12 protein-coding genes are annotated in these 13,396 nt (G+C 51.1%); 3 read left to right on the top strand and 9 right to left on the bottom strand.

The features are described from left to right. Nucleotides 1-24 precede the first annotated feature (24 nt). Nucleotides 25-978: a tyrosine-type recombinase/integrase gene (locus tag BZG13_RS09070; RefSeq protein ID WP_077486393.1), complete on the top strand. Its 954-nt coding sequence runs from the start codon at nucleotides 25-27 to the stop codon at nucleotides 976-978. On the opposite strand, the gene BZG13_RS09065 is transcribed toward BZG13_RS09070, so the two are convergent. Further along, complete coding sequence (locus BZG13_RS09065) at nucleotides 979-1,983, bottom strand: D-alanine--D-alanine ligase (RefSeq protein WP_069362991.1); 1,005 nt, start codon at nucleotides 1,981-1,983, stop codon at nucleotides 979-981. 229 nt (nucleotides 1,984-2,212) lie between these two features. Beyond that, on the bottom strand, nucleotides 2,213-2,716 hold the full coding sequence (locus tag BZG13_RS09060; RefSeq protein WP_198935512.1) for an SPOR domain-containing protein: 504 nt from the start codon (nucleotides 2,714-2,716) through the stop codon (nucleotides 2,213-2,215). A 281-nt stretch (nucleotides 2,717-2,997) separates the two neighbouring features. On the opposite strand from BZG13_RS09060, the gene BZG13_RS09055 reads away from it, so the two are divergent. Beyond that, the gene (locus tag BZG13_RS09055) at nucleotides 2,998-5,703 is read left to right on the top strand and encodes a bifunctional acetate--CoA ligase family protein/GNAT family N-acetyltransferase (protein ID WP_077486392.1); all 2,706 of its coding nucleotides are present in this window, start codon (nucleotides 2,998-3,000) and stop codon (nucleotides 5,701-5,703) included. Nucleotides 5,704-5,782: 79 nt separating this feature from the next. Here BZG13_RS09055 and BZG13_RS09050 read toward each other — a convergent pair whose 3' ends face one another. After that, on the bottom strand, nucleotides 5,783-6,694 hold the full coding sequence (locus tag BZG13_RS09050) for a LysR family transcriptional regulator (protein ID WP_077486391.1): 912 nt from the start codon (nucleotides 6,692-6,694) through the stop codon (nucleotides 5,783-5,785). A 198-nt stretch (nucleotides 6,695-6,892) separates the two neighbouring features. On the opposite strand from BZG13_RS09050, the gene BZG13_RS09045 reads away from it, so the two are divergent. Then, nucleotides 6,893-8,524: a DUF2813 domain-containing protein gene (locus BZG13_RS09045; protein ID WP_077458309.1), complete on the top strand. Its 1,632-nt coding sequence runs from the start codon at nucleotides 6,893-6,895 to the stop codon at nucleotides 8,522-8,524. A 26-nt stretch (nucleotides 8,525-8,550) separates the two neighbouring features. Here the strand turns inward: BZG13_RS09045 and BZG13_RS09040 are convergent, their stop codons facing one another. Genes BZG13_RS09040 through BZG13_RS09015 form a run of 6 tightly spaced genes read right to left on the bottom strand, consistent with a single transcriptional unit; the run spans nucleotide 8,551 to nucleotide 13,394 of the window. Continuing rightward, on the bottom strand, nucleotides 8,551-9,090 hold the full coding sequence (locus tag BZG13_RS09040) for a DUF3833 domain-containing protein (protein WP_102504657.1): 540 nt from the start codon (nucleotides 9,088-9,090) through the stop codon (nucleotides 8,551-8,553). Nucleotides 9,091-9,095: 5 nt separating this feature from the next. Continuing rightward, nucleotides 9,096-9,629: a hypothetical protein gene (locus BZG13_RS09035; RefSeq protein WP_077486390.1), complete on the bottom strand. Its 534-nt coding sequence runs from the start codon at nucleotides 9,627-9,629 to the stop codon at nucleotides 9,096-9,098. Beyond that, nucleotides 9,626-10,144: a DUF2878 family protein gene (locus BZG13_RS09030; RefSeq protein ID WP_077486389.1), complete on the bottom strand. Its 519-nt coding sequence runs from the start codon at nucleotides 10,142-10,144 to the stop codon at nucleotides 9,626-9,628. Before BZG13_RS09030 ends, BZG13_RS09035 begins: the two co-directional genes overlap by 4 nt. Nucleotides 10,145-10,147: 3 nt before the next feature. After that, complete coding sequence (locus tag BZG13_RS09025; RefSeq protein WP_077486388.1) at nucleotides 10,148-11,389, bottom strand: SAM-dependent methyltransferase; 1,242 nt, start codon at nucleotides 11,387-11,389, stop codon at nucleotides 10,148-10,150. 2 nt (nucleotides 11,390-11,391) lie between these two features. Further along, complete coding sequence (locus BZG13_RS09020) at nucleotides 11,392-12,138, bottom strand: DUF1365 domain-containing protein (protein WP_069362998.1); 747 nt, start codon at nucleotides 12,136-12,138, stop codon at nucleotides 11,392-11,394. Further along, nucleotides 12,135-13,394 carry an NAD(P)/FAD-dependent oxidoreductase gene (locus BZG13_RS09015; RefSeq protein ID WP_077486387.1) on the bottom strand — a complete coding sequence of 420 codons (1,260 nt, stop codon included), beginning with the start codon at nucleotides 13,392-13,394 and terminating at the stop codon, nucleotides 12,135-12,137. The genes BZG13_RS09020 and BZG13_RS09015 overlap by 4 nt, the downstream gene beginning before the upstream one ends. Between the last annotated feature and the right edge of the window lie 2 nt (nucleotides 13,395-13,396).

Below are 13,396 nucleotides of genomic sequence, written 5' to 3'. Positions count from 1 at the left end.
ATTAATAACAAGTTATAGTGCGTTATGAAAAGACTATTGCCTTTAGACCCAAGTGATATTGAAGAAAGTCAAGCTCGCTTTAATACAGGCACATTGAGCATTGAAGAATGGTCTTCTGTCACGCAAAACGTCTATAGTCAAAACTCGCTGTTGAGTTATCGTAATGATTGGCGCGTTTTCGTTGCCTTCTGCCAAGAACAGAATGTGACGCCACTTCCTTGTGCTGTCACCACGCTGCGCCGTTTTGCTGAAATAACAGCCAATCGGCGTAAGATTTCAGCCGTGCGTAGGATGGTTATTACCGTCGGCTTGGTGCACAAGCTTCACCAATTTAAAGATCCCAGTAAGCACCGGGAAGTAAAGTACGCAATGGCGCGCCTACTCCACGCGAAGTTACCAGAAAGCCGAGAGGCCACTCCCTTTCAATCTCATCATCTAGCGGCGTTAAACCAACAGCTTGCCCGTTCAAAGCGCTTAAAAGACATACGTGATCGTTTAGTTTGGTCGCTCTCATACGAAGGATTATTAAAGCGCAGCGAGCTAGCCGCCCTGTCGGTAGATGACCTGATCACGGTCGAGGCGCAAGCATTCATTATGGTGAGAGACCAGCGCGTCCCACTGTCTGAATCCGTCGCTAGGTTATTGATGGACTGGTTAGACAAAACAGGTATCCGCCAAGGCCCCCTACTTCGGCGAATCAACAAGCATGGTCAGTTGGGAGAAGCGCCGCTTGACCCATCATCGATTTATCGTGTCTTTCGACGAGCTAGTGCGCTGTTGGATGAGTCCGTCACCTTTTCCGGCCAGTCACCCAGAGTGGGGGCAAGTCGGTCGCTCGCGAAAAAAGGCATGACGATAAAGCAAATCCAACATATGGGACGTTGGAAAAGCCCCGCCATGCCGGCGCAATATGTCGGTAATACGGAGGCCAGCGAACAAGCCAAGTCGCGTTACCGACGAAAAAAACTTACCGATTAATCAATTAACCCGTCGACCCGTGGCCGTGCTAATACAGGATGCCAAGTATTCATGGAATGCTAAGCCATGGTGTTCCATCAGTTTGGGGAACATAGAAATAGGCGTCATGCCAGGAAACGTATTAATTTCATTGACTAAGATTTCGTTGTCTTCGGTTAAGAAGAAATCGATACGCGACATGTCTTTTAAACGCAGTTGCTTGAATGCCTGATGGGCGTAGGCACGGATTGCTGCCACTTGTGCTTCAGTCAGGTTTTCAGCCTCTATATAGGTATTACTGTGGCTCCCTTCGCTGTACTTTTCTTCGTAGGTGTAAAAGCTCCCTTCGGGACACCGGATTTCACCGGGGCGTGTCACGATAATTTCATCGCCCACTTGAAACGCTGCCACCTCTAATTCACGCGGCTTGATCGCTTTTTCGATCAAGACTTGATCCGAGAAGGTGAATGCATCGGCAATCCGGGCTTGTAGCTGCGCGGCATCTGTTACGTGGTAACACCCTACACTCGACCCTTGGCTGGCCGCTTTCACAAACACCGCCTGATGGTCCGCTAGAAACGCGGAGGCACGTGCTTGGCTCTGCTCGCCTTGGTCGGTGATAAACACATAGGGGGTGTTAGGGATACCAAGTGCATCAAACCATAGCTTTGACGTTATTTTATTAAAACAGATCTGGCTACCTTCCGCGTCACATCCTAAGTATGGCAGGCCAGTGATCGTCAGTAATGACTGAATATCGCCGGTTTCGCCCGGGAAGCCATGAAGGCAAGGCACAACATAGTGAATTTGCGTGAGTTCCACTTTACTGCACAGGTTGCCATCAGTATCAAGATGACAGCGCATACCGTCATCCAGGTGCCACCCGTCTTGGGTCATTTCAACTTTATGCACCTTAACGCGGGGTAACTTAGCTAATTGTGATTCAATATATCGGGCAGATACGAGGGAAATATCATGTTCTGCCCCGCCGCCACCGCATAACAAAAGCAGGTTGAGTTTGGTCATTTTCTTCTCTCATCACGCGTCTAGACGCGCTGTTCGGACACTAACGCCATAGTAGACAAATGCGGATTCGCTTGCATCTCCCAGAGGTGTTTTTATTCGTTCATTAGAGCCCATTTGCTGGAGGTTTGTTCAATCTGTGCCGCTAGCGCGTCACCGGCAATACAGGGATAAACGCCACGCAACAAAAAAGCTGGCATTCGCCAGCTTTTCAATCACGCCAACCCGCGAATTAATTCACACGGATCATCTCAGGTGTTGAAGACCGTTTTATTTTACTGATATCGCGTACAAAAGGACCATATTCCTGAATGGTTTGTGGTAGTGCCTTAATCGCTCGTTTCGCGGCATCACGGCTTGGATATTCACCGTATAACAAGGTGTACCATGGCAAACCATCTACCATTTTTTTGTTGCTCCACAATGGCTGGTCGCTCGGAAGCCGTTTGGCATAATCACTGAACCCTCTATCATGACTAAGGGCAACGACTTGGATGGTATACCCAGCGCTTTGCGTCGCGGGTTTCGCCGCTTGCTTTTTCGGTGCTGGCTTCGGCTCAGGCTTGGCCGTGTTCATCATCGGCTCGGCGTCTGCCGTTTGCGCGGTATCTTCCGTTTGCACGCTATCGCGCTTGTCGGTTGATTCAATTGTCTGACTGTAAATTTCAGTGGTAACGCCACCGCCACTGCATCCGGTCAGCAGCATGACGATAGCCAGTAAGGCCAATTTTTTCATTGTGATTCTGTCAGTTATCCAAGTTTGTTTCATTGTGCCCCCGACCTAGGAGCCATTCAACCAAAAGTTATCCTCTTGCAAGAGGTTTCCGGCTACAGCTCACAGATAGTCACGTTAAACGTCGCTTTTAGTCTATCTCACTGTTCATTTTCTGCCATGCCGAGATCACATTGCGCTAAAAAAAACCGTTGAATTCAAGCGCAAACCGATAAACTGGCCAGTAAACACGCTTGCACCTCTGAGCACCACAAGCAAGCACACGTCAACCAACGGAGGGCACCATGGCCGGTATCGATCAACTCCTCAAGCCAAAGTCCATCGCTGTAGTGGGCGCGTCTGATCACAGTGGTCGTGCTGGCTACGTTGTCACGCGCAATTTGCAGTCCGGCGGCTTCCAAGGCCCTATCATGCCCGTGACGCCCAAGTACCAAGCGGTTGCCGGTATATTAGCCTACAAAACCGTGGCAGATCTTCCCTTGGTGCCTGATTTAGCCATCCTCTGTACGCGTGGCGAAACCACCCCTCCTCTTATTGAGCAGCTTGGCGAACGGGGGGTAAAGCTGGTGATTGTGCTGGCAGCGGGCATGCGGGGACAATTAAATGCAGAAGCGATCAGTCAATACGACGCCATGCAACAGATCGCGGCAAAATACACCATGCGCGTCCTCGGCCCTAATAGCCTTGGCATGATCTTACCTTGGCTGAATCTCAATGCGTCATTTGCGCCGGTCCCTGCCAATAAGGGCAATATTGCCTTTGTCTCTCAATCTGCAGCGGTATGCACCACCATCTTAGATTGGGCTCGCAACAAACGTATTGGCTTTTCCACCTTTATCTCACTCGGTGAAGCAAGCGATATCGATTTTCCAGAGTTACTCGATTTTCTTTGTCGTGACAGCAAAACCGACGCCATTTTGCTGTATGTCGACTCAATACGCGACGCGCGCCAATTTATATCAGCCGCCCGCGCCGCTGCCCGTAATCGGCGGATCCTGGTACTTAAAAGCGGCCGCACACGAGGCGGCTCGGTGGCACTCGAGCAGCTCAGTCATACCAATATTGGTTTAGATGCCGCCTACGATGCGGCAATTCGCCGCTCAGGTATGCTGCGCGTTAACAATACGCACGAGCTGTTTGCGGCGGTGGAAACCCTTGCTCACTCGGTGCCACTCCGTGGTGAACGCCTTGCAATTATTACCAATGGGGGCGGGCCGGCGGTGATGGCCGTCGATACGCTGATGGATGCTGGCGGTAAGTTAGCGACGCTGAGCGAGCAAACGCTCGACGCCTTGCATCAGGTCCTTCCCAAAAGCTGGTCGCAAACCAACCCCATTGACATCGTAGGGGACGCCGATACGCAACGGTATCAAGCGGTGATTGACATTGTGTTAAACAGTGACGATGCCGATGCCGTGCTTATCATGCATTCTCCCTCAGTCACCGCGCCGGGCTTGAGTACCGCCAAGGCCATTATCCATTCACTCAAAGAAAACCCTCGCGCGCGCCGATTTAATATTCTCACCAACTGGCAAGGCGAAGGTGATGATGCCACGGTCGCGCGTCTCGCGTTTACCCATGCCGGTTTTCCGACCTATCGTACGCCCGAAAGCGCCGTCACCGCCTACATGCATCTCGTGGAATATCGGCGCAACCAAAAGCAATTAATGGAAACGCCCACCTCGACGGGGAATATGGACTACGACTTGCCCGCCGCTCGCGCGTTTATCGATCAAGCAGAAGATATTGAGCATTTGACCTTAACCACCCACGAAGTCCGCCCCTTACTCGAAGCCTATGGCATGCAAGTAATAGCAACCTGGTTAGCTAATGATTCGGTCGAAGCCGCGCAAATTGCTGAACAGGTTGGCTACCCGGTCGCGGTAAAACTGCGCTCACAAGATATCCGACACAAATCGGATGTACAGGGCGTCATGCTCAATCTACGCACTGGCGCTGAAGTCGCGAATGCCGCCCAAGCCATTGTGGATCGTGTCACGGTTACCTTTCCAGACGCGCGTATTGAAGGCCTGTTAGTCCAATCCATGGCTCATCGCGCTGGCGCGCAAGAATTGCGGGTGACCATCAGCAATGATCCCGTGTTCGGCACTATCATTCTGCTGGGTGAAGGGGGCTCGGATTGGGATGTGACCAAGGATGCTGCGGTTGCGATCCCACCATTGAACATGGCATTGGCACGTTACCTGGTCATTGGCGCGATAAAGAGCGGCAAAATCAAACAACGTGGTTTTCCGATCTCTATTGATATTCCCCGCTTATGCCGTTTTTTAGTGACCCTGTCACAGATGATCATTGATTGCCCAGAGATTGATGAACTCGATATTCACCCTTTATTGGTGTCTGGCAATGAGCTGACTATTCTCGATGCCTCCCTACGGTTGCGTGATTACGCAGGCAGTCAACAAAAGCGGTTAGCGATACGCCCCTACCCGAAAGAGCTTGAGCAGTCTATCCAGCTCAAAAATGGGCAGACCATTCTGCTTCGTCCTATTCTTCCCGAGGATGAACCGACGCATAAAGCCTTCGTAGAAAAAGTCTCTGAAGAAGATTTGTATCGTCGCTTTTTTTCCGACGTCGGCGAACTCAACCATGAAGCGCTGGCAAACCTGACCCAAATTGATTATGACCGTGAAATGGCACTCGTGGCTACTTACCATCTTGCGTCTGGCGAAGAAGAGATTTGGGGGGTAGCACGCTTGCTGGCAGATCCACAAAACACCGACGCTGAGTTTGCCGTGCTCGTGCGTTCCGATCTGAAAGGGATAGGTTTAGGTCGCGTGCTTATGCAAGCCATCATCGATTACGGTCGCCAAGCGGGATTATCGCGGATCACCGGGATGACGATGCCCAATAACCGAGGGATGATAACCTTGGCACAAAAATGTGGTTTTAGTATTGATGTGCAAATGGAAGATGGCATTGTCGATATGCAACTGTCTTTGCACCCGCATCCGCCAGTTAACGACTAAAAACGTCTAAACGGACTTGGGCTGCATGCATCGGCCGGACGAGCGCGGCTAAAAACGAGCAAGCGAAACGCTGTTTTACCTACGTGTGACCAATGGGAATATCCCCTGCTTGCAGGTAGGGCGCTAAGAGCTTGGGAAGCTGGCGTACTAACCATGATTTAGCATTACCCATCCGATTACGTTTCCAGGCCACCCCAAGCGTTAGCTCAAATGGCTCTCCGCCTTTCAAGCGTTTTAAACGGCCCGCATTGAGATCATCTTGTATCCAAAACCAAGGCAGCGTCCCGATCCCTTGTCCGTTTAAGATCGCCGCGTATTTATCGTGCATTGAACTGACGGTGAGCCGCGGCTGGTCTTCTAACACATTAAAGGTTTTAGGTTGCATACCACGCGCAGTATCCGCCACCGCCACCCCGCGATATTTGGCACGCACATCAGGCTCAACGGGACGCGCCTCTTTGTGAATGGGATGGTCGGGCGCGGCTACCCAATAGGCGCTCATCTCGCCCAAAGGCTGCACCTTTATGCCCTGCGGCACCGTGTCGGGAATGGGTGCTACCAACACATCAGCGCGGTCTTGGGCCAGCGCTTCCCAGCATCCTGCCAAGATTTGCTCGGTCAACTTAAGGCGCGTATTGCTTTTCTTCGCCAAGCGCTCGATCAGAGGAAAGAAGAAGTGGCTTTTAAACAGCCCATCATAGGCCAGGCAAATCTCCAACTCCCATCCGTGTGCCAAGGAGGCCGCATCGGCGACCATCTCATCGGCGGCATTCAATAACATCCGCCCACGTTCAACCAATAAATACCCCGCATCGGTAAATGTGGCGCGATGTCCGGAGCGATCAAAAATCACCAAACCCAGCTCGTCTTCGAGTTTTTGAACCTGGTAGCTTAATGATGACGGCGCACGATTCAATGATTCAGCGGCGGCAGCAAAACTTCCTTTTCTCTCAATGGCATCCAGCACTTGTAGGGCTTCAAACGATAGCATGACTGTCTCTTGATGATCGCCCAATCGGGCTGCGTTATTAACTCTAAACACTATATCAGGGTTTCGCTCACCACCCTATTGTAAATATGCCCGAGTCCCCACTTGGTTAAGTGCAATAAATCAGGCATATAGCACAAAACCACAAAGGACTGGGTTTTCTTTTTCAAGAAGGTGTCATACTGTAAAACAGAGGTGACAATGAGACTAGACCGAATTGAAATAGCAGGCTTTCGTGGTATCAACCGCCTGTCACTGCAAGTAGATGAACTGACCGTTTTAATCGGTGAAAATGCATGGGGGAAATCTTCTCTACTCGATGCGTTAGAAATTGCCCTCCACCCCAGTGGCGATAAACCTCAATTCAAACGCTCGGACTTTCATGTCGACCATGTTCTGGGGGTCTTGCCTGAACAACAGTTTCAAATCATTCTCCGTTGGCAAGAGAGCTTTCCCGGTGAGCATAAAGCGCGTCGCTATCGTCGTTTTAAACCCGTTTGGAATGGAACCAACGCGGGTTGCCGAACCCTTGATTATTGCTTGAGCGCCACCATCCAAGAAAGCAAGGTCTCAGTACGAAGAGCGTTTTTATCCTCACAAGGCGATATGATTGAGCACGAAAACAGTGACGCACTCGCCAGCCACCTGATGCAAATCCATCCTGTCGTTCGTGTGCGTGATGCAAGGCGCATGCGCGTACCAGGACAAGCGGTCACCAAAGATAACACCCGTCTTGAGCAGCGGTTAGACAACACTTATCGCCGCCTGTTGATGATGCCTGGCCATGTGAATAAAGGCGAGATAAAGAGCGGCCTGCATGCCATGCGTCAATTGCTCGATCACTATTTTGCCGCCTACGAGCATGACCGCGATCCTTATCCCATTCATGCCCCAGGCGCATTGGCCATCACGCATAACCAAATGCACCCGCTCGAAGCGGTGGCCGCAAACACCTCTAATCAAAGCCGGCTCGTGCTCATGGGCCTATTAAGTGCGTTTGTCCGAGCACGCGGGCCTAAACAGCTCAAACGCAATGCGCGGCCAGTGATGCTATTTGAAGATCCAGAGGGGCGACTTCATCCAACCTTACTGAACCAAGCGTGGCGCTTGATTCAGTTGATGCCGATGCAAAAGCTTCTTACTACCAATAGTGGTGATTTGCTCGCGGGTGTACAACTAGACCATATTCGCCGTCTGGTGCGACACCCCACCGAAACCCATAGCCACCAAGTACCGTCTCACCTTCTCAGCCAAGACGAGCGTCGCCGCGTCACCTTCCATGTTCGTTTTCACCGACCCAGTGCACTGTTTGCACGCTGTTGGCTATTGGTCGAGGGTGAAACAGAAATTTGGCTGTTTAACGAGCTGGCGCGATTGCAAGGTTATGACTTAGCGGCAGAAGGGGTACACCTTATCGAGTTTGCCCAAAGCGGTTTGCGGCCGTTGATCAAGGCCGCCAAGGCCTTGGGCATTGAATGGCATTTAGTAGCAGATGGCGATATGGCTGGTAAAAAGTACGCCGCGACGGCGCGCGGGCAAATAGAGCATCAACCAGAGGGCGCGCGTTTAACCGTGCTGCCTGACCGCGACATTGAACACTACCTATATAATAACGGCTATGAGCCTTTGTTTCGCGATATGGCCGGCGTCACGGGACAGCAGCCTCATATGAACGACAAACGCATTATCGCCAAAGCCTTAAAACGCTATGCCAAGCCCGACGCCGCGCTGGCCATTATCGCTTATACCGAGAACGAGTTAAACGCCCCGATCCCCAAGCTGTTGCGCTGGGTTATCCAACGCGCAATCGGTCTGGCTAGGGGGGTTGGTTAACGCCCCTAACGCGTTCTGTTCGCGCACTATGGCTCCACCCGCTCAAAGAAAAGCGTGACTTTGCCGACTTCTATGCCCCATTTACGCATCGAAGTGACGTTAAAGAGGCGATCTTGGTCTTGGCGAAACATCCAATCGTCAAAGTGGAGTTGGTATTCGCTGTCGCCAACTGGCACTACTAAGTCGTACCGCCAATTAAGCGCATTGCCCGCCACCACCCCTTTTGCCGTCCCGACGATGTCGCCAGCCGTCCCTGTATAAGTCCCGTCAGGGTGACGTTTAATCGTCCAAACTCGGGTTTGCGTTTCGCCATCGGCATACACAAAGGATTCATCCAGTGTCAGTGTGTCTCCCTCTACCACACCTTCGATATCAACAACGAAGCGTCGGGTTTGCTCACCGGTAAAATCTTGCACCATACCCCAGGCTTTTGTTTGTCCTTCAAAGTATTCAAACAAGTTAAAGTCCGGCTTTTGACCTTGGTAATCATCAATATCGGCAGAGCACGCCACCACCAGCATGGCACTCACCAATACCGTTAGAATCTTGCCTATCGTCTGCGTCATTTTTCTCATGGCGTTTCTCCTAATAATGCTCGACGATGATCTGGATAATCCGTGTCTTCCGATAACCAGATCGCGAGAAATGCATCCGCCAGCTCGGTGTCATCCACGGTCAATGTCGTTTGCCAGCTTTCTCCTTTTGGCTGGGCGTAAAATATCCCTTTTTGTGCGTGGCGCACGAATGCCAAACGATCGCCTTCTTCAATATCCCCCCACGCTTTGTCTAGCGCTTTTTCCCAACGCGCTCGTTGTGTTTCCGTAAAGCCCAAGTGCTCCCACTGATCCTTGGTTGCTTTCATCAGTCGTTGATCACTGATGTCGCGCGCGTAGGTAATCACTAGCGCGTGGGGTGCTTGCGCTTGATAACGCCCGGTCGGTGAGCGCAGTGATGACTGATAGATGGTCCACCAGCCCCAAGTTAACGTCGCTTCGCCAACTTGTGGCCAGCTTTGCCATTTCATTGACGACGTCGTGGTCTCGACCGCATAGCTAGGCATTGCGAGCACAAGCATTAATATAAGGTGTTTGACCCGCCTATTCATGGCTCTCTCCTTGTCGCGGTAGAACGGGCACGCAACTGATGTTGCAGCCATTGCATCAGGTTAATCAGGAAGATGCTGTAGACTAACCAGACCCCTATCAGTACCGCGCCAGTGGCCCATAGTGACTGTGGGAAGCTTAAAACCCCTAAACGCTCTCCTGCCCAGTAACTGCTCGCGCCACCCAAACTGCCCAGCGCCGTCATAAACCAAAATGCACGTGCAAGGATCAGGTCACGCATTAACCAGACAAAACTGCAAAATCCTAGCCACAGTAATAGTAGCCACAGCGGCATCACAACGTACTCAGTATCAACCGCTAACCACTGTGTGTGAAGTAATAGGCTATCACCGATCAACCCAACAGGCGTGAGTACGGCCATTGCCCACATCACGCTGCGGTCATAAAGGATCGCGCCCAGCAACATCGCGACCATCAACCACTGAAAGCTCGGCGGACCGAGCGCCGCCGAAAACCAGTAAACATTGAACAATAAAGAAATAACGACAAAGCGCACGAATTATGCCTCTCGCCAAGCGGGGCGACTTAGGAGTAGCTGTACCGCACTGATCGTGCGCTCCTTAAAACCGCCCTCACAATAACAAAAGTAATAGCGCCACAAACGCGCAAACCGATCGTCATAGCCGTAGTCGCGCAGTGCGTCTGTCTGCTGATTGAAGCGTGTGTGCCAATCCGCCAAGGTTTGTGCGTAATCCAAGCCGATGTCTTTTAAGTCTCTGATCACAAAATCAGTTTGAGCGGTGAGGTGAGACAACAACACACTCACTGAAGGTAAGAATCCTCCGGGGAAAATATGCTTTTGGATAAAGTCGACGTTACGGCTGTAATGTTCGTAACGCTGATCAGCAATGGTGATCGCTTGGATAGCCATCAAACCATCAGGCTTAAGCAAGGCCTGACATTGACGCACAAAAGTGTCCAAGTACTCTTTCCCCACCGCTTCAATCATTTCAATCGAGACCAGTTTGTCGTATTCACCAGTCAGATCGCGGTAGTCTTGTTGTAGCAGCGTGATCTTATCTTCCAGCCCTTCTCGCTCGACACAGGCTTTCGCCCACGCATATTGCTCTTGTGAAATAGTGGTGGTAGTCACGCGGCAGCCGTAATGTTTAGCCGCGTAGATCGCCATGCCTCCCCAGCCGGTGCCAATCTCGAGCAAATGATCATTTGCAGTCAGCGCAAGTTGTCGGCAGAGTCGGTCCATCTTCTCAACTTGGGCTTGTTCCAGCGTCATTTCTTTGTCTGTGTAAATAGCACTGGAATACAGCATTTGCTCATCAAGAAAATGGCGGTACAAGTCGTTGCCGAGGTCATAATGTGCTGCGATGTTGCGGCGCGCGGTCTCTTTTTCATTGCGATTGCGCCAGTGAGCAAGCTTGTTACCCAACCCCACCAACCAGCCAGTGTGCTTTTCAATTTTGTCGATAGCAGGAAGGTTGCGAGCAAATACGCGAATGACGTCAGTTAAGTTTGGCGATTCCCACCAACCATCGATGTATGCCTCGGCCGCCGCAATGCTGCCGCCGGTTAAAATCCGGGTGTAAAAGCGTGGGTCGTGTACCAGGACGGATGCATGTAATTGTGCCTGAGGATCACCACACTGTAAGGTCTGGCCCTGCTCATCGACCAGAGAAATACACGCCTCATCAACGTGTGCTAGCAAGGTGTAAACCAACTGCTTGGCGTAGTGCTCTTTACGTGTCAGCGTGCGTTGACTCTGAGGGACGTCCGTTGCAGACATAATTACTCCTTCTTCGCACTCGGGTGCGGATAAAACGGTGCGCCCTTTATCCATAGTTTGAGCGCTTGCCAATAAATACCAATGACAACTTTTACTGTTTCCATCGGCGTCCGGATCAATAACTTATTCAGTGTTTTTGATGTAAACGGACGTCGCTGCAGTCCCAGTGTGGCGTCGAATTCTTTCTGTTGTCGGTGAGCCTCGAGGTGCAAGTGAACCCGCTTACCTAAGGGGCGCAGACGCCAGTGATAACGCTGCTTAATAGGATTAAACGGAGAGACATGAAACGCTTTGTCATGTTCATACCGTTGACCCGCAGGCACGGCATAATAATGCCGCTCTCCCCACGGGGTATTACTTACCTCGGCTAATAAATAACGCCAGTTATGCGCTTGGTCATAGAGGTAATAAAAGTTGGCCGGACTAAAATACACGCCCAAATAACGTAGCTGGCACAACGCATACACTTTCCCCTCAATGCGCTCGCCTGTCAGTTCTTGAATCTTATCGATGCATGCTGCTTTGGTATCCGCTTGTCCATTCAAATAATCGCGGTGATCAAAGGCGGCTACCCCCCACTTGCCCAAGCGAAACCCTTTGACCTGCGATGCCAGCAAACTAAGCTCATCCAGATCAATCACAGGCATAAACACCGGGTAATTGAACGTGTGTTTTATTGGGCTAAAACGCCGATGCCGCACGTGTCCGACATACAAACCGCTATTTAGTGCTGAAACCGACTCACTCACGAATTGATCCCCTCCACCACATCAAGCGCACTCCGCACACCATCCTCGTGAAAGCCGTTATACCAGTAGGCGCCACAGAACCAGCTACGTTGCTGGCCATTCACTCGATGGCGCTGTTGCTGTGCGGCAACACTGTCGGTATTAAATACGGGGTGAGCATAGACAAATTGCTTGAGAATTTTACTCGGCTCAATCCTGTCGGTTTGATTTAGCGTCACGCAGAATGTCTCAGGCGCCTGAATTGACTGCAATATATTCATATTGTAGGTCAAAGCCGCCGGATCTGTGTCTGTTTTATCTGACAAGGGCAAATGATAGTTCCAACTCGCCCAGGCGCCTTGACGCTTGGGCAACAGCGATGTATCGGTATGAAGCACAACCTCATTGTCTTGATAGGGAATCGCCCCGAGCACCTGTTGCTCCGCTTCACTAGGATCGGACAGCATGGCCAAGGCTTGGTCACTGTGACAGGCAAAAATCACCTGTTCAAACGCTTGTTCACCGGCCTCTGTAGTCACCCATACCGCATCAGGGGTACGGCGAACCTGTGTCACCGGTGAATTCAGGTGGATCTTATCCTCAAAGGCAGGCGTGAGCTTTTTAACATACTCACGAGAGCCACCGGGGATCACATACCATTGCGGCCGATTCGCGATATCCAATAAGCCATGGTTTTGGAAAAAACGTAGAAAGAACGCCAAGGGGAAACCACGCATATCCGACAAAGTGGATGACCAAATCGCCGCGCCCATGGGGAGAATATAGTTTTGACAAAAATAATCGCTGAACCCATGTTGATTGAGAAAATCACCCAAGGTGTTGAGTGCGCCTTGCCGCTCAGCCTCACCCGTGGCATGTGCGTCGCGCGCAAGGCGATTAAATCGCATAATCTCGGCCAAAAAGCGGTAGAAACGCACATTGATAACATTACGCTTCTGCGCAAATAACGAGGAAAGGCTGTGCCCGTTATACTCCAGTCCATTCGCATCATTGCGGACACTAAAGCTCATCTGAGAAGGTTGGCGATCCACACCAATTTCATTGAGTAAACGTTCATAGTTCGGGTAGGTGCGATCGTTAAAAACGATAAAGCCGGTATCAATCGCGTACTGTCCACTGGCGACCTCGACATCGACTGTCGCCGTGTGGCCCCCCAAATAATCATTCGCTTCAAACAAGGTGATATCATGCTGTTTATTGAGATAGTGAGCACAGGTTAAACCGGCAATGCCTGAGCCGATGATGGCAATTTTCATGC

The organism is Salinivibrio sp. ML323, assembly GCF_001995745.1.
Taxonomy (GTDB): Bacteria; Pseudomonadota; Gammaproteobacteria; order Enterobacterales; family Vibrionaceae; genus Salinivibrio; species Salinivibrio kushneri.
Note: the sequence above shows the minus strand (reverse complement) of the source record. Positions and strands in the feature narration are given on the sequence as shown.